The sequence below is a fragment of the Rhizobium mesoamericanum STM3625 genome (assembly GCF_000312665.1).
GTDB lineage: Bacteria > Pseudomonadota > Alphaproteobacteria > Rhizobiales > Rhizobiaceae > Rhizobium > Rhizobium mesoamericanum.
The window spans coordinates 967,609-987,135 of record NZ_HF536772.1 but is presented as its reverse complement, the minus strand read 5'-3'; the positions used below and the strand labels follow the sequence as shown (position 1 = coordinate 987,135).

The following is a 19,527-nucleotide window of genomic DNA, read 5'->3' as shown; positions in this document are numbered from 1 at the left end:
TGAGCAATGCCGATGACCTATGATCCCGCCAGTGCAAATCCGCTTGCCAACAATCCGCTGAAGACGCGCGAGGACATGTCGCGCGCGCTCCGCGACCTCTTCGATCCGCTCCTCCCCTACTTCTCCGCAGGCAATGCCCGCGTCCGGCTCGACGGCGCCGCTGCGCATTTCGACCGCGCGGCAGCGGATCTCGAGGGCTTTGCGCGACCGCTCTGGGGGTTGGCACCCTTTGGTGCTGGCGGCGGCGACTTTGCCGAATGGCATCGTTTTGCCGAGGGCATTGCTAATGGCACGGATCCAAAGCATCCGGAATATTGGGGAACCGTCAACGGCCGTGACCAGCGCATGGTGGAACTTGCGGCGCTCGGTTTTGCTCTGGCGCTCGTGCCGGAAAAGGTTTGGGAGCCGCTTTGTGGAAGGGCGCGCGACAACGTCGTCGCCTATCTCAAGCATGCGCGGCAGTTCGACTATGCCGACAACAACTGGAAATTCTTCCGCATCTTCGTCGACATCGCGCTCGACCGCGTCGGCGCAAATTTCGACCGGAGCCTGACCAAGCAATATATCGAAGAACTTGAGGGCTTCTATATCGGCGACGGCTGGTACCGTGACGGCAACGTCCGCCGGATCGACCACTACATTCCGTTCGCCATGCACTTCTACGGCCTGATCTATTCCAAGCTCGTCGATGACGACTATGCAAGGCGTTACCGCGAACGCGCCATCCTATTTGCAAACGACTTCAGGCACTGGTTCGGCGCCGATGGGGCGACCATCCCGTTTGGCCGCAGCCTGACCTATCGCTTCGCTTGCGCCGGCTTCTGGTCTGCGCTCGCCTTTGCCGATCTTGAGGCACTGCCTTGGGGCGAGATCAAGAGCCTGTGCCTTCAGCACTTGCGCTGGTGGAAGGACAAGCCGATGACCAATCGTGACGGTATTCTGTCGATCGGATTCGGCTATCCCAACCTCCTGATGTCAGAGAACTACAATTCGGCCGGTTCGCCCTACTGGGCCTTCAAAGCATTCCTGCCACTTGCCCTGGCCGAGGATCATCCCTTCTGGACAGCCGCGGAAGCGCCACCGGTGGAAACGGAGAGCGTCCTGCCGCAGCGCCACCCAGGCATGGTGCTAATGCGTCATCGTGGCGATGTTGTCGCGCTTTCCTCCGGCCAGGAGAACCTGCAAATGCGGTTCGGCACCGAGAAATACGCGAAATTCGCCTATTCCAGCCGCTATGGGTTCAGCGTCGAATCCGACGAGCGCAACTTCGCTGGCGCAGCCTTTGATTCTGCCCTCGCCTTTAGCGATGACGGCGTGCACTACCGCGTTCGCGAGACCAACCGTGAAGCCAAGCTTGCGGGTGAGGTCCTTTACTCCAAGTGGTCGCCATTCCCGGATGTGGATGTCGAAACCTGGCTGGTGCCGGCAGCACCCTGGCACATCCGCGTCCACCGCATCAACACGCCCCGACCGCTACAGACGGCGGAGGGTGGATTTGCAATCGCGCGCCGGGATTTCGAACTCGACGCACTCGTTGCGGAGGGCTCGAGTGCCTATTCGATCGGTGAAGGCGATTTCAGCGGCATCCTCGACATCTCCTCCACGGTGCCGCGCACGGGCCTGATGCAGAAGGCGCCGCCGAATACGAACATGATCGTCGCCAAGACGCTTGTGCCTCAATTGCGTGGCAAGATACCGTCAGGCCAGACGATCCTGATGACCGCAGTCCTTGCCGCCAACGACACCAGCACCCTGCTTGGCGCCTGGACCAATCCACCGAGGGCCCCCGATATTGCCGAGCTTGAAGCGCTTGTCGCGAATCAGGGGATCCGCGTCAGTGCCATCGAAGCGCCGGGGCAGATGCCATGAAGTATCCCTCCATCGCGCTTGCGATGCAGCCTTCGCGCACAGAACATATTCTCTCTCCTGACGCCTTTCGCCGGCTGGGCGAAGTCGGACGCGTGCTCGACCCCGAACCGCTCGAATGCTTCGACAGCGACTTGGCTAAACGCATTCTCGCCGAGACGGAAGTGCTGATTACCGGTTGGGGTTCGCCCTATGTCGGCAGGCAGGTCCTTGCGGATGCTCCACGCCTTCGGCTGATCGCGCACGCGGCCGGAACCGTGAAAGGGATTGTCGACGAGCAGATATTCGATGCCGGTATCGCCGTAACCCATGCTGCCGAGGCGAACTCCGTTCCGGTTGCGGAGTTCACGCTTGCGGCGATCATCTTTGCCGGCAAACAGGTGTTCCGCTTCCGCGACCTTTACGTCACGGATCGCGGCCGCGAACAGACGCACGCGATGCAGCGGCTGGCAATCGGCAATTATCGCCGCACGCTAGGCATCGTCGGCGCATCGCGCATCGGCCGACGGGTCATCGAGCTGTTGCGGCCATTCGAATACAACGTGCTTCTCTTTGACCCGACCGTCGATGCCGCCGAGGCGAAAAGGCTCGGAACCGAGAAGGTCGACTTGGCGACATTAATGACACGATCCGACATCATCTCCCTGCATGCACCCTCTCTTCCCTCGACGCGTCACATGATCGGAGACAAAGAGCTGTCGCTGATGAAAGGCGGCGCCACGCTGATCAATACGGCGCGCGGTGCTTTGATCGATGAAGCAGCCCTGCTCAAGACGCTTGCGACAGGGAAGATCGACGCCATCATCGACGTCACGGATCCTGAAGTACCCGGGAAGGCTTCGGCTTTCTACAAGCTACCCAATGTCTTTCTAACGCCGCATATCGCCGGCGCTGTGGGGCTGGAGCGCGGGCGGCTTGGTGATATGGTAGTCGATGAAATAGAGCGGTTCGTCAATGGCGAACCGCTCCACTATCAGATCCTGCGCCGCGATCTGGAATTTATCGCTTAGCCGGCTTTCAAGCCGGCCGGCGCCTGGCCTGCGACGATCTCCGGCATGAGGTCGGAGATCTTCACGACCTTGCCCGTGCGCGAACTCGTCAGCGCCGCAATACCGCACAGCACAGACATGGCGCCGGCACGCGTGCCGGCACGTTGACCGAGCTTGTCTTCCAGACCCCCGTTGAAGATCATGTTGCGCATTCGGTCGTCGCCGCCGTAGTGGCCGCCCGCCGAATGCGGCACGACGATGCGCTCGACGGCAGGCTTGTCCTTCGGGAAATTGCGAATGAGCAGGATGGTGTCTTCCTCAGGCGTTTCCCAAGGCTGCTTCTCGTATTGCCTCAGCTCGATGCGGCCATGCGTGCCATTGAAAGCGATATGATGACCTTCGATCGGCTGAAAGGTGTTCAGCGAATAGGAGACGTGGACATTGTTCTTGTAACGGATGCTGGCGACCATCGTGTCGGGGATATCGATATCTTCGCGATAGACGCAACCGTCGCGGAAGTAGCCGTCGATCTTCGATGGATCTTCGTAAAGCGAGTCGAGAAAGGCATCGGCTTCTAGGTCCAGATAGTAGTCACACTCGCCGATGTGCGGACAGAGCTTGCAGCGCGGGCCGCGGAATGGCCCCTTGCGGCCGTAGTTCTGCAGATCTGCAAAGGAGGTGACCGCATCCGGATCGCTGTCGAGGTACCAGTTCAAGAGATCGAAATGGTGCGTCGCCTTGTGTACAAAAAGGCTGCCGGAGTTTTCCGCATAAGCGTGCCAGCGGCGGAAATAATCGGCGCCGTGCTTAGTGTCGAGGTACCAGTGGAAGTCGACCGAAATGACGCGGCCGATCTCGCCGGCGTTGAGCAGTTCCTTGATCTTGGCAGCCGTCGGCGCATAGCGGTAGTTGAAAGAGACATCCACGCGCTTGCCTGTACGCTTTTCGGCATCGAGGATACGGCGGATCTTGTCGACTGCCGTGGTCATCGGCTTTTCGGTAATGACGTCGATGCCGGCTTCCAGCGCACGAACGACGATATCGTCATGGGTATAGTCAGGCGTGCAGACGATGACGAGATCGACCTGCTGTTCGGCAAGCATCGCGTCGATATTCTCATAGATCGGCGCATTGCTGCCGATCATCGTGCGGGCTCGCTCGGCGCGCAGCGAATTGGTGTCGACGATCGCGACGAGATCCACATGCTCGCGCCAGCCGGCAAGCAGTTCCTTGCCCCACATGGTCGTGCCGCGGTTTCCCGTTCCAATCAAGGCAAAGCGACGTTTCTCCATCGAATGATCCTCCTTCATGCGTCTTGAAACGAAAAGTGGCTCGGTGCCCTACAGGTCGCGGCTCCCCTGTCTGCGGACCATATTAGGCTGTAACCAAACAGTTACCTGATGGCAGGCGACGTTCACTGTCAATAGCCGATCGTGAATATCCCGGATCAGACAGAAATCGACGCGAGCGTCACATGGACGATGTGCCGTTCCCAGGCATCGAGATTGCGCGGTTCAACCAAGTCGCGGCCAAATATCGTCGACAACGTATACTGGTTATAAAGATAAAAATATCCAAGAGAGGCAATCGTCAAATAGACGTGCAACGGATCCGCACTGGCGACGAATACTCCCGCTTTTTTGCCGCGTTCCAGAACTTCGGAGAGCTCGCCAATCAGATGCGAATGCAATTCCTTGAGCCGGACGGATTGGCGCAGCCAACGGGCCTTGTGAAGGTTTTCCGTGCCGAGCAGGCTCAAGAATTCGGGGTGTTTGAGGAAGTAGCGCCAGGTAAACAGCGCCAGTTCGCCAATCCCTTCCTGTGGCGTGCGGTCGCCGATGTTAAGCTCGCGCTCGGCCGTCCGGATGCCGACATAGGCTTCCTCAAGCACTCGCAGATAAAGTTGCTCCTTGTCGCCGAAATAGTGGTAGAGCATGCGCTTATTGGTGCCGGCTCGCTCGGCGATCGCGTCTACGCGCGCCCCACCCATTCCGTTTTCGGCGAATTCCTTTGTCGCTGCTTCGAGAATTGCCGCGCGTGTCCGCTCCGGATCCCGTTGCAAGACCCGCTCGGACGACTGACGCCTTGCTGTCTTCTTTTCCCTATTTTCGCTGGCGCTGTCCATCGACCCACCTTTCTTAATTCCCCAATGCGCTCATAGTACGTCGCGAGCAAATTGTAAAAAACGAGCACGCGAGGAGCACTATCACATCAGCGCTTGACAGGCTCAAAGCTTGTCCATAGCTTGTAACCAATTGGTTATTTGTTGCAAGCGAAACCAGCAAGGAACGTGTGGAGGCGTTCCCCAAGGGAGGAGGAGAACAGATGACACTGCGCGTAAGCAGACGTAATTTCATGGCGGGGGGAGCAACGCTTGTTTCAATGTCCGCACTGGGTTCGAAGGCCTTTGCCGCCGATGCCCGCCTGCGGCTTCTTTGGTGGGGCTCGCAGCCACGCGCTGACCGCACCAACAAGGTTTCACAGCTCTATCAGACGAAGAATGCCGGAACCTCGATCACCGGCGAATTCCTCGGATGGGGGGACTATTGGCCACGCCTGGCGACTCAGGTCGCCGGCCGCAATGCCCCCGACGTCATCCAGATGGACTACCGCTATATCGTTGAGTATGCGCGGCGCGGGGCCCTCGCACCGCTCGAATCCTACATGCCGGCCAAGCTCAACCTCAGTGATTTCGATCCCGCGCAAATCGAGGGCGGCAGCGTTGACGGCCATTTCTACGGCGTCAGCCTCGGCGCAAACTCCGCGGCGACGGTTCTGAACACGACAGCGTTCCAAGAGGCCGGGGTCGATCTGCCGACGAAGGCCACGACCTGGGAGGAATTCGGCAAGATCGGCGCCGAGATCACCAAGGCCGGCAAGCGCAAAGGCTTCTTTGGCTTTGCCGACGGCAGCGGCAACGAACCGCTTCTGGAAAACTATCTTCGCCAGCGCGGCAAGGCACTCTACACGGCCGATAGCAAGATCGCTTTCGGCGCCGAAGAGGCTTCCGAGTGGTTCGACATGTGGGGCAAGTTCCGCGAAGCCAAGGCCTGCGTGCCACCCGACGTTCAGGCGCTCTATAAGGACACGATCGACACCAGCCCTGTCACTCTCGGCAAGGCAGCTGTCGACTATGCGCACAGCAACCAATTCGTCGGCTTCCAGGCCGTCAGCAAAGACAAGCTGGCGCTGAACAACTATCCGCGCATCAAGGCGGATTCAAAGGGCGGGCACTACCGCAAGCCGTCGATGTTCTTCTCGGTGTCCTCGCAGTCGAAGGTCGTCGACCAAGCCGTCGATTACGTCAACTTCTTCGTCACCAACTCCGATGCCGCCCTGGCGCTGGACGTCGAACGTGGTATTCCGGAATCGAAGGCGATGCGCGACGTCGTGGCCGCCAAGCTCGATGCAACAGGCAAGATCCCGCTCGAATATGTCAGCGGTCTCGGTGACCTTGCCGGCAAGCTGCCGCCGCCGCCGCCCTCTGGCGCGGGTGAAGGGCAGGTGGTGCTGCGCACCATCTCCGAGCAGGTCGCGTTCGGTCAGCTCTCGCCGAGCGATGGTGGCAAACAACTGGTCGATGAGATCAGCCGCATTCTCGCCAAAGGCTGACGCGGATGAGTGATGTGATGCGCACGACCGCCCCGGACGCAATCAAGAGTAAATACGGGGCGGCGGCCGAGCGGCGTTTCAAACGCCTCTGGGCCGCCAATGCACCCGGCTATCTCTTCCTTCTGCCGTGGCTGATCGGCTTCTTCGGGTTGACACTCGGACCGGCCGTCATCTCGCTCTACCTCTCGTTCACGGATTTCGATATGATCCGGTCGGCCGAGTGGGTGGGAGCAGCAAACTACGTACGCATCGCAACCGCTGACCCCAAATTTGCTGCTGCAATGAGGGTAACGCTGACCTATGTGGTTCTGTCGGCGCCCTTTAAGCTGACCTTCGCGCTCCTTGTCGCGATGGCACTCAACAAGGGCGTTCGCGGCCTGCCGCTCTACCGCGCGATTTTCTACCTGCCGTCACTGCTCGGCGGCAGCGTGGCGATCGCCGTCCTCTGGCGACAGCTCTTTGCCGGCGATGGCCTGGTCAATGCCGCGCTTGCTCATTTGGGCATTCAAGGTCCAAGCTGGATCTCGCATCCGAGCTATTCGATCTACACGCTGGTGGCGCTGAGCGTCTGGCAGTTCGGTTCGCCGATGATCATCTTCCTCGCCGGCCTGCGCCAGATTCCGACCGATATGTATGAGGCCGCCAGCCTCGACGGCGCATCCAAGTTCCGGCAATTCTACAAGATCACGCTGCCGCTCCTGACGCCGGTCATCTTCTTTAACGCCGTTGTCCAGACGATCGATGCCTTCAAGGCCTTTACGCCGGCCTTCATCATCTCTGGCGGTACCGGCGGGCCGATCAACTCGACGCTGTTCTACACGCTCTATCTCTATCAGGAGGCTTTCGGAAACTTCCGCATGGGCTACGCGTCGGCGCTCGCGTGGATCCTGGTGCTGATCATCGCGATCTTCACGGCGTTTTCCTTCCTGACCTCGCGTTACTGGGTGCACTACGATGACTAACGGGATCACCACGGCCGTTGCGGCACCATCATCCGATATCACCAAGCGCAGCTCTGCGACCTCGATCGCGATCCACACGCTGCTGATCCTCGGCTCATTACTGATGCTCTATCCGCTGCTGTGGATGGTCTCGGCCTCGGTCCGCCCGGAAAACGAAATCTTCTCCTCGACCTCGCTCATTCCGTCGTCGATCGACTTCTCGTCCTATCTGCGCGGCTGGACGGGACTAGACATCACCTTTGGCCGGTTCTTCTGGAACTCGCTGGTCATTTCAATCTTGACCGTCATCGGCAATGTCGTCGCCTGCTCGCTGGCAGCCTATGCCTTTGCTCGCCTCCGTTTTGCGGGCCGAAATTTCTGGTTCGCAATCATGCTCGGCACGCTGATGATCCCGTATCATGTGACGCTCATTCCGCAGTACGTGCTTTTCCTCAATCTCGGCTGGGTGAACACGATCCTGCCGCTCGTTGTGCCGAAATTCCTGGCAAGCGATGCCTTTTTCATCTTCCTGATGGTTCAGTTCTTCCGCGGCATTCCGCGCGAGCTCGATGAAGCGGCGATGATGGACGGCTGCAGTGCCTGGCGCATTTATTGGAAGATCATGCTGCCGCTGTCGCTGCCGGTGCTCGCGACCGCCGCGATCTTCTCCTTCATCTGGACCTGGGATGATTTCTTCGGGCCGCTGATCTACCTCAACGACATGAACACCTACACCATCCAGCTCGGCCTGCGCACCTTCGTCGACTCGACCAGCGCATCGGACTGGGGTGGGCTGTTTGCCATGTCGACGCTGACACTGGTGCCCGTGTTCCTCTTCTTCCTGTTCTTCCAGCGGTTGCTGATCGAAGGCATCGCCACGACAGGCATGAAGCGTTGATGCAGTTACGGATACAGATCAATGAGCATCAAGAGAGTTGGGATCGTTGGCTGCGGCATCGGCCGCTCCCACATCGTCGAAGGCTACCTGCCGCATCCGGAAAAGTTCAAGGTCGTGGCGATTTGCGATCTTAACGAAGAGCGGCTTCGCGAGATCGGCGACGAGTTCGACATTGCCAAGCGCACGAACTCGTTTGCCGATGTGCTTGATGACGAGAGCGTCGACATCGTCGACATCTGCACGCCGCCCGGCATTCACCTGGAGCAGGTGCTGGCGGCACTGGCAGCGGGCAAGCATGTCATCTGCGAAAAGCCGCTGACTGGTTCGCTTTCCGGCGTCGACACAATCATGCAGGCGGAGAAGTCGGCCAAGGGCACGCTGATGCCGATCTTCCAGTATCGCTACGGCGACGGCATCGAGAAGGCGAAGAAGATCATCGAGGCCGGAATCGCGGGCAAGCCCTACATGGGCTCGGTGGAGACCTTCTGGCTGCGGACGCCCGAGTATTACGCCGTACCTTGGCGGGGCAAATGGGCGACCGAGCTTGGTGGTGTGCTAGTGACCCACGCGCTGCATCTGCATGACATGCTGCTATATCTGATGGGGCCGGTTTCCAAGGTCTTCGGTCGCGTCGCGACCCGGGTCAACGACATCGAGGTCGAGGACTGCGCCTCGGCAAGCCTGCTGATGCAGAACGGTGCCTTCGTTTCGCTCTCCTGCACGCTGGGCTCACAAGAGCAGATCAGTCGCCTGCGGCTGCACTTCGAGAACGTCACCTTCGAGAGCAACCACGAACCGTATTCGCCGGGCCGGGAACCGTGGAAGATCATCGCCGCCAATGACGGGGTTAAGGCGTGCATCGATGCCGTCATCGGCGACTGGCAGCCGGTGGCTCCGCGCTTCACGACCCAGATGGAGCATTTCCATGCCTATCTCAGCGGCAACGGTCCGTTGCCAGTAACGACAAAGGATGCGCGCCGCGCGTTGGAGCTCGTCACAGCTATCTATCAATCATCCGACACCGGCAGCGAAGTCATTCTGCCGATCGGATCGGACAGCCCGAAGTACGCCGATTGGCGTGCTCGCACGAACTAACGGACCAGGGAGGAATCCTGAGATCATGGCAACAAGCGTCGTTCTCCAGAAGGTCGAAAAGCGCTACGGCGCCCTGGACGTCATCCACGGCATAGACCTGAAGATTGATCCCGGCGAGTTCGCGGTCTTTGTCGGCCCGTCGGGCTGCGGCAAATCCACACTGCTGCGCATGATTGCGGGTCTCGAAGAGATCACCGGTGGCGCGCTTCTGCTCGACAACGAACGAATGAACGAGGTAGCGCCGGCCAAGCGCGGTATCGCGATGGTCTTCCAATCCTACGCGCTATATCCGCATATGTCCGTATACAAGAACCTTGCCTTCGGGCTTGAGACCGCCGGTTATAAGAAGGCCGAGATCCAGCCGAAGGTGAAGCGCGCCGCCGAAATCCTGCAGATCGAAAAGTTGCTGGAGCGCAAGCCGAAGGCGCTCTCCGGTGGCCAGCGCCAGCGCGTCGCGATCGGTCGCGCGATCGTGCGCGAGCCGCGCATCTTCCTGTTCGACGAGCCGCTCTCCAACCTCGACGCGGAACTACGCGTGCAGATGCGCGTCGAGATTTCCCGGCTGCACCGCAGCCTCGGCAACACGATGATCTACGTCACCCATGACCAGGTGGAGGCCATGACCATGGCCGACAAGATCGTGGTGCTGAACTCCGGCCGCATCGAACAGGTCGGCGCGCCGCTCGACCTCTACAATAATCCGGCCAACCGCTTCGTGGCAGGCTTTATTGGCAGCCCGAAGATGAACTTCCTGCAGGCGCGCATCGAGCAGGTCGGCGAAGCCGAGACCACCATCAACGTTTGCGGCAACCGCGTTCGCCTGCCGCGGGGGCTGAAGGCCGAAGCCGGCCAGACCGTGACCTTCGGCATCCGTCCGGAACATCTTGCTGTACTTGAAAATAGCGGGATCACGCTTGCCACCGTCAATGTCGACTTGGTCGAAAACCTCGGCGGCGCCACGATGCTCTACGCAACGACCCCAGACCGACAGCAGCTGACGATCGCCCTCGACGGACAGCAGAAGGTGCAGCCCGGGACCAATGTGAAGGCCTCCTTCGACCCGGCATGGTGCCACGTCTTCGATGCATCGGGCGCCACCATCTAGCGCGCTTGACAGCTGATCCCGCTCTAGCGATGGTTTCAATAGGATGGGCTGCGAAGGGGAAGAGCGTGACGCCTGAAGATCGGATTCATGCGCTTGGTATATGGCAGGGTCCGATCGAAATTGTTCCGATTAGTGGCGGCATCACCAACCGAAACTACCTGGTGCGGGATCGCGCAGTGCGCCGCGTTGTCCGGCTTGGAGAGGATATCCCGGTCCACCACATCAGCCGGCAGAACGAGCTTGCCGCCAGCCAGGCTGCGCACGCCTCGGGGCTTTCGCCTGAAGTCATTCATCATGCGCCGGGTGTGCTGGTCCTCGACTACATCGAGTCCACCGCACTCACGCCCGAGGACATTCGACGCCCTGAAATGTTGGAGCGGCTGATTCCGCTGGTGCGTACCTGCCACCATGACGTCGCGCGCGAATTTCGTGGTGCGGCGGCGATCTTCTGGGTGTTCCACGTCATTCGCGATTACATCGCCAATCTGGAGACCGCCAACAGTCGCTATCGCCAGCTTTTCCCGGATCTGCTCGCCAAGGCCGAACAGCTGGAAGCGGCGGGCGGCCCCTTCGAGATCGCGTTCGGCCACAACGACATGCTGGCCGCCAACTTTCTCGACGACGGCAAGCGCCTGTGGCTGATCGACTGGGACTATGCAGGGTTCAACACGCCGCTTTTTGATCTGGGCGGCCTTGCCTCTAACAGTGAGTTTTCCGAGCCGACCGAGCGATTCATGCTCGAAACATACTACCGGATGCCACTGAGTTCGGATCTCTGGCACCGCTATCGGGCCATGAAGTGCGCGTCGCTGCTTCGCGAAACGCTGTGGAGCATGGTATCCGAAATACACTCCACCATCGACTTCGATTACGTCGGCTATACGGCCGAGAATTTTGCGCGCTTCGAGCGCGCCTATGACGCTTTTGAACAGGATCGATAATATGACGAAGGAATTGCCAAAGACCGCAAAGGCGGTCGTCATCGGCGGCGGAATCATCGGCTGCTCGACCGCCTACCATCTCGGCAAGCTTGGCTGGACCGATACGGTGCTCCTCGAGCGCAAGAAGCTGACCTCGGGCACGACCTTCCATGCGGCCGGTCTCGTAGGCCAATTGCGCACTAGCGCCAACATTACCCAGCTGCTCGGCTACTCCGTGGATCTCTACAAGAAGCTAGAAGCCGAAACGGGGCTTGGGACAGGCTGGAAGATGAATGGCGGCCTGCGCCTTGCCTGTAACGAGGAACGCTGGACCGAGGTCAAACGGCAGGCGACCACCGCGCAATCATTCGGGCTCGATATGCAGCTTCTGACACCGCGGGAGGCCTTCGATCTCTGGCCGCTGATGACCATCGACGATCTCGTAGGCGCCGCCTACCTGCCGACCGATGGCCAGGCCAACCCGTCCGACATTACGCAAGCGCTTGCCAAAGGCGCCCGCATGTCAGGCGTTTCAATCTTCGAGGATACTGAAGTTCTCGATCTAGAGATCGACAAGGGTCGGATCCGCGCTGTCCTCACCGAGCATGGGCGGATCGAGTGCGACCGTGTCGTCGTCTGCGCCGGCCAGTGGACGCGACGCTTTGCCGCCCGCTTCGGCGTCAACGTGCCGCTGATCTCCGTCGAGCACCAGTACATCATCACCGAATCCTTCGGCGTGCCCTCGAACCTGCCGACGCTGCGAGATCCCGACCGGTTGACCTACTACAAGGAAGAGGTCGGCGGCATCGTCATGGGCGGCTATGAGCCGAACCCGATCCCATGGGCTAAGGGCGGTATTCCCGAGGGCTTCCATTACACGCTGCTCGACAGCAATTTCGAGCATTTCGAACAGATCATGGAGCAGGCGCTCGGCCGCGTTCCAGCGCTCGAAACCGTCGGCGTCAAACAGCTGCTGAACGGACCGGAAAGCTTTACGCCTGATGGCAACTTCATTCTCGGCGAAGCACCTGAGCTGAGGAACTTCTTCGTCGGCGCCGGCTTCAACGCCTTCGGCATCGCGTCCGGCGGCGGCGCCGGCATGGCGTTGGCTGAATGGGTTGCCAAGGGCGAACCACCCTATGATCTCTGGCCCGTCGATATTCGTCGGTTCGGTCGGCCGCACTTCGATACGGACTGGGTGCGCACCCGTACGCTTGAAGCTTACGGCAAGCACTACACACTGGCCTTTCCTTTCGAAGAGTATTCGAGCGGGCGGCCATGCCGCAAATCGCCGCTCTACGAACGGCTGAAGGCGCAGGGCGCCTGCTTTGGCGAAAAGCTCGGATGGGAACGACCGAACTGGTTTGCCGATCTCTTCGCCAATGAGGAGCCGAAGGATATCTACACGTACCGCCGTCAGAACTGGTTTGATGCCGTCGGTCGCGAGCACAAAGCAGTGCGTGAGGCCGCCGTGATCTTCGATCAGACGTCCTTCGCCAAATTCGTGTTGAAGGGACGCGATGCCGAGGCTGCGCTGTCATGGATTGCCTCCAACGATGTGACAAAGCCGATCGGCTCGCTCGTCTACACGCAGATGCTGAACGACAAGGGTGGTATCGAGTGCGATCTCACTTGCGCTCGCGTCGCCAGCGACGAGTATTACATCGTGACCGGCACCGGCTTCGCGACGCATGACTTCGATTGGATCGCACGCAATATTCCAGATGGGATGCACGCGGAGCTCGTCGACGTCACCTCTGCCTATTCCGTCCTTTCGCTGATGGGACCGAACGCGCGCGCAGTGCTGGAGAAGGTGACAAACAGCGATGTTTCCAACGCCGCATTCCCGTTTAGCCGCATCAACACCGTCGGTATCGCCGGCTGCCCGGTACGGGCGTTGCGAATAACCTATGTCGGGGAACTTGGCTACGAACTGCATGTTCCGGTCGAATACGCAACGACGGTCTATGACGCACTGATGGCGGCGGGCGGTCCGCTGCAGCTGACCAATGCCGGCTATCGCGCCATTGAAAGCTGCCGCCTTGAGAAGGGCTATCGCGCCTGGGGTTCGGATATCGGGCCGGATCACACGCCCATCGAAGCCGGGCTTGGCTGGGCCGTTAAGACGAGGAAAAGCACGCCGTTTCGGGGCCGCGAGGCTATCGAACGGCAGCTCGCCTCCGGCGTCACGAAGATGCTTGCCTGCTTCGTGCCCGACGATCCCGATGTGGTGCTGCTTGGCCGCGAGACGATCTATCGCAACGGCAAGCGCGTTGGCTGGCTCTCCAGCGGCGGCTTCGGCTACACGGTCGGAAAGCCGATCGGTTATGGCTATGTGCGCCACCCGGAAGGCGTGAGCCAAGACTTCGTTCTGTCAGGCAGCTATGAACTCGACGTGGCGCGCGAGCGCGTGCCCTGCCGAGTCTCGCTGACGCCCTTGTACGATCCAGAAATGACGCGGGTGAAGGCCTAATAGGTGCGTATCGCCCGTTAGGTTGTCATTCCTGTGCTTGTCGCAGGGATCCAGCCACCGCGCCCGCGCGGTGAACGACAATCGGGCGGGACCCCCGCGCGCCCAAGGACCTGGGCCGCTGGGTCCCTGTGTCGAGCAGGGATGGCAGCGTAGGCCGGCGCCAGAGGTCCTCATCTCAGATGTGAGGGCGCCGAACAACCGGCACGGAAATTCCGTGCCGGGGCGAGCGCGCCCATCTCATTGCCCTTCAAAAGAGCGGCAGCTTATTATCCTGAATCAGGATTTCCAGCTTGTTCGCCACATCCTCCGTCCAGGCGACGTTGCCGGTCAGCGCCGCCGGGAAGAGGCCCGGTAGTCCTAACAGCGCTTTCGACACGGCGCCGCCGTTGCGCGGCACGTTGGCCAATAATGCGGCAATTTCCGCCGCGCGGGGATCGCGCAATTCGTAGCGTTCGCCGTTCCTGTCAACGCCAAGGGCGTAGCGCATCCACGCGGCCACCGCGACCGCGTAGGTCTCAGCCCTCGCGCCATGCTCCAGCGCCTCCGTCGCCGGCTCCAGAAGGCGCTGCGGTAGTTTCTGCGTGCCATCCATGGCAATCTGATAGGTGCGGTGGGCGATCGCCTTGTTTGCAAAACGTGCGATCAACTCGTCGGCATAGGCTTCGAGGTCGATGCCGGAAACGGGATCGAGCGTGGCGGCGGCTGCATTCATATGGCGGCGTGCCAGAGCCGCCAGGCCGGGATCATCCATGACGTCGCGAACGAACTCGTAGCCGGCGATATACCCGAGATAGGCGAGCAGCGAATGTGCGCCGTTGAGCATACGCAACTTCATCTTTTCGTAAGCCGATACTTCCTGGACCATCAAGGCACCTGCCTTTTCCCATTCCGGGCGGCCGTTGGCGAAGTGATCCTCGATCACCCACTGCGTGAAGGGCTCGGTCTCGATCGCCGCCAGATCCTGTCTGCCCGTCAGCCGTTCGGCATCGCGATAGGTGGCCTGCGTGCTTGCCGGCGTAATGCGATCGACCATGGTCGATGGGAACGGCACCTTCTCCTCGATCCAGTGTCTCAGTTGCGGATCGATGCGACCGGCAAACTCGAGCACGAGTCGCTTCAACACGGCGCCGTTGCTGGGCAGATTGTCGCAACTGAGCGGCGTGAATGGCGCGATACTCTTGGCGCGGCGGCGCGCAAGACCTTCGACGAGATAGCCGATGACGCCGCGGGGTGCATGTCGGTTGACAAGGTCGGCGGCAATGTCGGGGTGCTTCAGGTCGAGCCCTCCGGTGGCGGAATCGAAGCCATAGGCCTTCTCCGTCACTGTCAGACTGACGATGCGAATGGCAGGATCCTCCAGCCTTGTAAGCAGATCGCCGGGATTGCGGGTCGCAACATGGGCGCGAAGGATCGGACCGATGACATGCGCGGTCGTGCCCGACGTATCGCGAATGAGCATCGTGTAGAGGCCGTTCTGCTCGTTCAAGTGATCGGCGACCTCGGCCGTTCGCAGGCTCGCGACCTCGATGCCCCAATCGCCACCGGCTGCTGCAATTGCCGCATCGGTGAAGGGGGCGAAGTGGGCGCGAAAGAACGCGCCAGGACCGAGATGCAGGATGCCCGACTTCAATTCCTTGCGATCGTAGCCGGGAAGCTTGGCGGTCGGCGCGAGGCCGGATAGGTTCATCAGACGTGCGGTCACAGCTTGTATGCCTTCTTCGCGTTTCCGTAGGAGAGTTCGCCGGCGACGATCTCGGCTTCCTGGCGTGTCATGCGGTGTTCCGTCACAAACTGCGCCAGGAAACGGCAAACCTCGCGGCGCCAGACATCATGGCGCGCCGGAATCGACAGAAGCGCCCGTGTATCGTCGTTGAAGCCCGCCAGATTGGCGAAGCCGGCCGTCTCCACCACTTGGTCGAGATAGCGGCGAATGCCGTTCGGGCTGTCATGGAACCACCAGGGCGGGCCAATCATCAGGCATGGCCAATGGCCGGCCATCGGCGCCAGCTCGCGAGCATAGGTCGTCTCGTCGAGCGTGAACAGGAGCACGCGCAATCCCGGTGCATGGCCGTATTTTGCGAGCATGGCAGAAAGGCCGCCTACCCAATCGGTCGGCGTAGGAATATCCGCACCCATGTTCGGACCGCGGGTTCGGAACAGTTCGCGATCGGTGTTGCGGCGCGAGCCGGCATGGATCTGCATCGTCATGCCGTCTTCGGCCGAAAGCCCAGCCATTTCGGTCAGCATTTGGCCGCGGAAGAGTTCCGCCTCCTCAGCGCTCATCGTGATCTTGTGCGCCTTGTCGAGCAGGCGTTGCTTGTCGGCAAGCGGCAGGTCCGCCGTGAACGCCGTTGGCACCCCATGGTCGGTGGCGGTCGCGCCGTACTGGCGGAAATAGGCGCGGCGCTTGCGGTGGGCATCGATGAGCCCATCCCACTTCGTAACGTCGCAATCGGTCAGTTCGCCAAGCCGGACGAGATTTTCGCGGAAGCCGACGGCATCGGGGTCGGTGACGCTATCCGGACGATAGGTGGTGCGGACGCGACCGATCCAGCCGTCTTGCGCCATCTTCTGGTGGTGCACCAGCGGGTCGAGCGCGCCTTCGGTCGTGGCGATTGTTTCGATACCAAAACGCTTGTGCAGGGCGCGCGGTCGGAACTCGGGCAGCGCCAGCTGAGCATTGATATGGTCGTACAGCGCATCGGCGTTTTCAGGCTTTAACGGCTCTTCGCAACCGAGTACGGCCGACATGGCGTGATCGACCCATAGGCTGGAGGGTGTGCCGCGGAAGAGATGGTACTGCGCGGCGAAAGCGCGCCAGATGTCGCGGCCCTTGGCGACCGGCTTGCCGTCGAGGCGAGGAACGCCGAGATCATCGAGCTTGACGCTGACGCTATGCAACATGCGGAAGAGATAGTGATCCGGAATGACGAGCAGCGAGGACGCATCCTCGAACGGCTCGTCGTCGGCAAACCATGACGGCTCGGTGTGCCCGTGCGGGCTTACGATCGGCAGCGCGCGAACCGTCTCGTAAAGCTCCCGCGCGATCGCCCGTGTTGCCGGATCGGCCGGAAAGAGCCGGTCCGGATGAAGAAAGCCGTTTCCAACATCCATGAGAATTCCTCCTGAGAGCTACCGGCCTACCCCACAAGACGGAACGCGGCAAGGGCTTTGGGTAACCAAACGGTTCGCTTTTGCGCATCGCTCCGTTCAACCCTAGAAACGATTGACGGCGCGGACTATTTCCGCTTTTGAGATGCGGATGAAAATGGCCGCTTGCGGCAAGGAGGTTGCATGTCCGAAGAGACAAGCCGCGTCACGAAACTCGAGGAGATCGTCGCTCACCAGGCGCAGACGATCGAGGAGTTGTCCGATCAACTTGCCGAACAATGGAAGGTCGTGGAGCAAACGCGCGCCAAGCTCGACAGGTTGACAGAGCGGTTTCTGTCGCTCGAGGAGCAATCGCTGGAGGCGCCGCCTGTTACGCGGCCGCCGCACTACTAAGCAAAGCTCCACCCTTGTTATTGGCCGCCAGAATACCTATTACAGGGGCGTGAGGACGACCTCCCCCACCATGGGCATCAACTCGGGACGACCCGAACATTCCCAATGGGGGCAACTATGCGGAAAGCCGCAGACCGTATCCGCCACGCCATTAGCTTCGAACTCATCGGATTAGCGCTGGTCACGCCGCTCGGGGCGGTCGGCTTCGGTATGCCAGTGGCCGACATCGGCGTGATCGGCCTTGTCGGCGCGACCGTGGCGACGGTTTGGAACTACATCTACAATCTCGGCTTCGACCACCTGATGCGACGCCTGACTGGCGGCACGCAGAAGAGTGCTGCAATCCGAGTGTTGCATGCGGTAATATTCGAGATCGGATTATTGTTGGCGCTATTGCCAGTGATTGCATGGTACCTTGGGATCAGTATCCCTCAAGCACTGATGATGGACGTATCCTTCGCGCTTTTCTACATGGTCTACGCCTTCGTCTTCAACTGGGCCTATGACCGCCTACTGCCGGATTGGCAGCCGGCTGCGTAAAGGTAAGCTTTTTGGAGCCGAAAGAAAAAGGGGACCACCGATAGGGCCCCCTTGCGCTTTTGCAGCGTGGGCAATCTAGCACCTAGAGGTTGCCCATGCAGAGATATTTCATTTCGAGATAGTCGTCGGCGCCGTGACGCGATCCCTCGCGGCCGAGGCCGGATTGTTTGATACCGCCGAATGGCGCCGTTTCCGCCGACATAAGGCCGGTGTTGATGCCGACCATGCCGTATTCCAGCGCCTCGGCAACGCGCCAGATCTTCTTCAGATCGGCGGCGAAGAAATAGGCGGCGAGACCGAACTCGGTGTCGTTGGCCTGAGCTATAACGTCGTCGACCGTCTCGAAGCGGAAGAGCGGAGCAACGGGACCGAACGTCTCCTCACGAGCGACTGTCATCTCACGGGTGACGCCGGTCAGCACAGTCGGCGTAAAGAAGGTGCCGGCACCCTCGATCCGTTTGCCGCCCGTCAGGATGCCGGCGCCCTTCGACACCGCATCTGCAACGTGGCTTTCGACCTTCGCCAACCCCTGCTCATCGATCAGCGGGCCGATGGTCACGCCGGCCTTGAAGCCGTCGCCGACCGCCATTGTTTCGACCTTGGCGGCAAGCTTGGCAGCAAACGCGTCATAGACACCGGCCTGCACGTAGAGGCGGTTGGCGCAGACACAGGTCTGACCGGCATTGCGATACTTTGACGCCAGGGCACCCTCAACCGCCGCATCCAGATCAGCATCGTCGAAGACGATGAAGGGCGCATTGCCGCCGAGTTCGAGGCTGATCTTCTTGATCTGATCGGCGCACTGGCGCATCAGGATGCGGCCAACCTCCGTCGAGCCGGTGAAACTGATCTTGCGTACCTTCTCGTTGCCGCAGAGTTCCTTGCCAATCGCCGGGCCGTCTGCGCCGACGATCACGTTAAAGACGCCGGCCGGAATGCCAGCCTGCTCGGCAAGAACGGCAAGCGCCAGCGCCGACAACGGCGTTTGTTCGGCCGGCTTGGAAACGACGGTGCAACCAACTGCGAGCGCCGGAGCGATCTTGCGGGTGATCATCGCGGCCGGGAAATTCCAGGGCGTGATGGTGCCAACGACTCCGACAGGCTGCTTAATGACCATCATGCGCTTGTCGTTCGAGGGCGCGGGGATCGTTTCGCCGTAGATTCGCTTGGCTTCCTCCGCATACCATTCGACATAGGCAGCGGCGTAAAGGATCTCGCCGCGGGCCTCCGCGAAGGGTTTGCCCATTTCAGCCGTGAGGATTGCCGCCAACTCGTCGGCATGGGCGACCATCAGATCGAACCACTTACGCAGGATTCCGGCGCGTTCCTTGGCGGGAAGGGCCGCCCATGCCGGCTGCACGGCATAGGCGGCATCGATTGCTTCGCGCGCTTCGGCAGCGCCCATGTCCGGCAAGGAGGCAAGAACCTCACCGGTAGCAGGATTGAGGACGTCGAAGGTCTTGGTTGCGCCGCCGGCTGTCCAGATACCGTTGATGTAACCGGCGTCGCGCAGGAAGGGTGAGGAAAACGGAACGTGTTTTGTCAGTGCAGTCGTGAATGCCATGTCATGCAACTCCGGGCAAT

The 19,527-nt window shown here is 60.5% G+C and carries 16 protein-coding genes; 11 read left to right on the top strand and 5 right to left on the bottom strand.

Annotated elements, in window-relative coordinates; translation table 11 throughout:
* Window positions 1-12 precede the first annotated feature (12 nt).
* Both BN77_RS04770 and BN77_RS04765 read left to right on the top strand, forming a co-directional pair.
* The gene (locus BN77_RS04770) at window positions 13-1,869 is read left to right on the top strand and encodes a DUF2264 domain-containing protein (protein WP_040677567.1); all 1,857 of its coding nucleotides are present in this window, start codon (window positions 13-15) and stop codon (window positions 1,867-1,869) included.
* Window positions 1,866-2,876: a hydroxyacid dehydrogenase gene (locus BN77_RS04765; protein WP_007529022.1), complete on the top strand. Its 1,011-nt coding sequence runs from the start codon at window positions 1,866-1,868 to the stop codon at window positions 2,874-2,876. The genes BN77_RS04770 and BN77_RS04765 overlap by 4 nt, the downstream gene beginning before the upstream one ends.
* Here BN77_RS04765 and BN77_RS04760 read toward each other — a convergent pair.
* Together BN77_RS04760 and BN77_RS04755 are read right to left on the bottom strand one after the other, a co-directional pair.
* Window positions 2,873-4,147 (bottom strand): Gfo/Idh/MocA family protein, encoded by a 1,275-nt coding sequence (locus tag BN77_RS04760; protein WP_007529020.1) that lies wholly within the window; start codon window positions 4,145-4,147, stop codon window positions 2,873-2,875. The genes BN77_RS04765 and BN77_RS04760 overlap by 4 nt on opposite strands.
* 155 nt (window positions 4,148-4,302) lie before the next feature.
* Entirely contained in the window at window positions 4,303-4,980 is a 678-nt protein-coding gene (locus BN77_RS04755) for a TetR/AcrR family transcriptional regulator (RefSeq protein WP_007529018.1), read from the bottom strand.
* A gap of 200 nt (window positions 4,981-5,180) precedes the next feature.
* Between BN77_RS04755 and BN77_RS04750 the strand changes: the two genes are divergently transcribed.
* The 7 genes from BN77_RS04750 to BN77_RS04720 all read left to right on the top strand — a co-directional run bounded on the left by BN77_RS04750 (window position 5,181) and on the right by BN77_RS04720 (window position 13,899).
* The gene (locus tag BN77_RS04750) at window positions 5,181-6,467 is read left to right on the top strand and encodes an ABC transporter substrate-binding protein (protein WP_007529016.1); all 1,287 of its coding nucleotides are present in this window, start codon (window positions 5,181-5,183) and stop codon (window positions 6,465-6,467) included.
* A 5-nt stretch (window positions 6,468-6,472) separates the two neighbouring features.
* Window positions 6,473-7,429: a carbohydrate ABC transporter permease gene (locus BN77_RS04745; protein WP_007529014.1), complete on the top strand. Its 957-nt coding sequence runs from the start codon at window positions 6,473-6,475 to the stop codon at window positions 7,427-7,429.
* Entirely contained in the window at window positions 7,422-8,306 is an 885-nt protein-coding gene (locus BN77_RS04740; protein WP_007529012.1) for a carbohydrate ABC transporter permease, read from the top strand. The genes BN77_RS04745 and BN77_RS04740 overlap by 8 nt, the downstream gene beginning before the upstream one ends.
* A 21-nt stretch (window positions 8,307-8,327) precedes the next feature.
* On the top strand, window positions 8,328-9,401 hold the full coding sequence (locus BN77_RS04735) for a Gfo/Idh/MocA family protein (protein ID WP_007529010.1): 1,074 nt from the start codon (window positions 8,328-8,330) through the stop codon (window positions 9,399-9,401).
* Between the two features lie 25 nt (window positions 9,402-9,426).
* Window positions 9,427-10,506, top strand: coding sequence for an ABC transporter ATP-binding protein (locus BN77_RS04730; RefSeq protein WP_007529008.1), 1,080 nt, complete (start codon window positions 9,427-9,429; stop codon window positions 10,504-10,506).
* A gap of 65 nt (window positions 10,507-10,571) precedes the next feature.
* On the top strand, window positions 10,572-11,447 hold the full coding sequence (locus tag BN77_RS04725; RefSeq protein WP_007529005.1) for a phosphotransferase: 876 nt from the start codon (window positions 10,572-10,574) through the stop codon (window positions 11,445-11,447).
* A gap of 1 nt (window position 11,448) precedes the next feature.
* On the top strand, window positions 11,449-13,899 hold the full coding sequence (locus BN77_RS04720; RefSeq protein WP_007529003.1) for a GcvT family protein: 2,451 nt from the start codon (window positions 11,449-11,451) through the stop codon (window positions 13,897-13,899).
* Window positions 13,900-14,146: 247 nt separating this feature from the next.
* Here BN77_RS04720 and BN77_RS04715 read toward each other — a convergent pair whose 3' ends face one another.
* Together BN77_RS04715 and uxaC are read right to left on the bottom strand one after the other, a co-directional pair.
* Window positions 14,147-15,601, bottom strand: a complete 1,455-nt coding sequence (locus tag BN77_RS04715; protein WP_040676739.1) for a mannitol dehydrogenase family protein — start codon at window positions 15,599-15,601, stop codon at window positions 14,147-14,149.
* On the bottom strand, window positions 15,598-17,013 hold the full coding sequence (gene uxaC, locus BN77_RS04710; RefSeq protein WP_007528998.1) for a glucuronate isomerase: 1,416 nt from the start codon (window positions 17,011-17,013) through the stop codon (window positions 15,598-15,600). Before uxaC ends, BN77_RS04715 begins: the two co-directional genes overlap by 4 nt.
* 180 nt (window positions 17,014-17,193) lie before the next feature.
* On the opposite strand from uxaC, the gene BN77_RS04705 reads away from it, so the two are divergent.
* Entirely contained in the window at window positions 17,194-17,403 is a 210-nt protein-coding gene (locus BN77_RS04705) for a SlyX family protein (RefSeq protein ID WP_007528996.1), read from the top strand.
* Between the two features lie 117 nt (window positions 17,404-17,520).
* Window positions 17,521-17,943 (top strand): PACE efflux transporter, encoded by a 423-nt coding sequence (locus BN77_RS04700; RefSeq protein WP_007528993.1) that lies wholly within the window; start codon window positions 17,521-17,523, stop codon window positions 17,941-17,943.
* A gap of 82 nt (window positions 17,944-18,025) precedes the next feature.
* Here BN77_RS04700 and BN77_RS04695 read toward each other — a convergent pair whose 3' ends face one another.
* Window positions 18,026-19,507 (bottom strand): NAD-dependent succinate-semialdehyde dehydrogenase, encoded by a 1,482-nt coding sequence (locus tag BN77_RS04695; RefSeq protein WP_007528991.1) that lies wholly within the window; start codon window positions 19,505-19,507, stop codon window positions 18,026-18,028.
* Window positions 19,508-19,527 lie beyond the last annotated feature (20 nt).

Excerpts from the sequence above, each read along its gene's own strand:
- BN77_RS04770 (WP_040677567.1), top strand. The coding sequence starts at position 13 with ATGACCTATGATCCCGCCAGTGCAAATCCGCTTGCCAACAATCCGCTG.
- BN77_RS04765 (WP_007529022.1), top strand. The coding sequence starts at position 1,866 with ATGAAGTATCCCTCCATCGCGCTTGCGATGCAGCCTTCGCGCACAGAA.
- BN77_RS04760 (WP_007529020.1), bottom strand. The coding sequence starts at position 4,147 with ATGGAGAAACGTCGCTTTGCCTTGATTGGAACGGGAAACCGCGGCACG.
- BN77_RS04755 (WP_007529018.1), bottom strand. The coding sequence starts at position 4,980 with ATGGACAGCGCCAGCGAAAATAGGGAAAAGAAGACAGCAAGGCGTCAG.
- BN77_RS04750 (WP_007529016.1), top strand. The coding sequence starts at position 5,181 with ATGACACTGCGCGTAAGCAGACGTAATTTCATGGCGGGGGGAGCAACG.
- BN77_RS04745 (WP_007529014.1), top strand. The coding sequence starts at position 6,473 with ATGAGTGATGTGATGCGCACGACCGCCCCGGACGCAATCAAGAGTAAA.
- BN77_RS04740 (WP_007529012.1), top strand. The coding sequence starts at position 7,422 with ATGACTAACGGGATCACCACGGCCGTTGCGGCACCATCATCCGATATC.
- BN77_RS04735 (WP_007529010.1), top strand. The coding sequence starts at position 8,328 with ATGAGCATCAAGAGAGTTGGGATCGTTGGCTGCGGCATCGGCCGCTCC.
- BN77_RS04730 (WP_007529008.1), top strand. The coding sequence starts at position 9,427 with ATGGCAACAAGCGTCGTTCTCCAGAAGGTCGAAAAGCGCTACGGCGCC.
- BN77_RS04720 (WP_007529003.1), top strand. The coding sequence starts at position 11,449 with ATGACGAAGGAATTGCCAAAGACCGCAAAGGCGGTCGTCATCGGCGGC.
- uxaC (WP_007528998.1), bottom strand. The coding sequence starts at position 17,013 with ATGGATGTTGGAAACGGCTTTCTTCATCCGGACCGGCTCTTTCCGGCC.
- BN77_RS04705 (WP_007528996.1), top strand. The coding sequence starts at position 17,194 with ATGTCCGAAGAGACAAGCCGCGTCACGAAACTCGAGGAGATCGTCGCT.
- BN77_RS04700 (WP_007528993.1), top strand. The coding sequence starts at position 17,521 with ATGCGGAAAGCCGCAGACCGTATCCGCCACGCCATTAGCTTCGAACTC.
- BN77_RS04695 (WP_007528991.1), bottom strand. The coding sequence starts at position 19,507 with ATGGCATTCACGACTGCACTGACAAAACACGTTCCGTTTTCCTCACCC.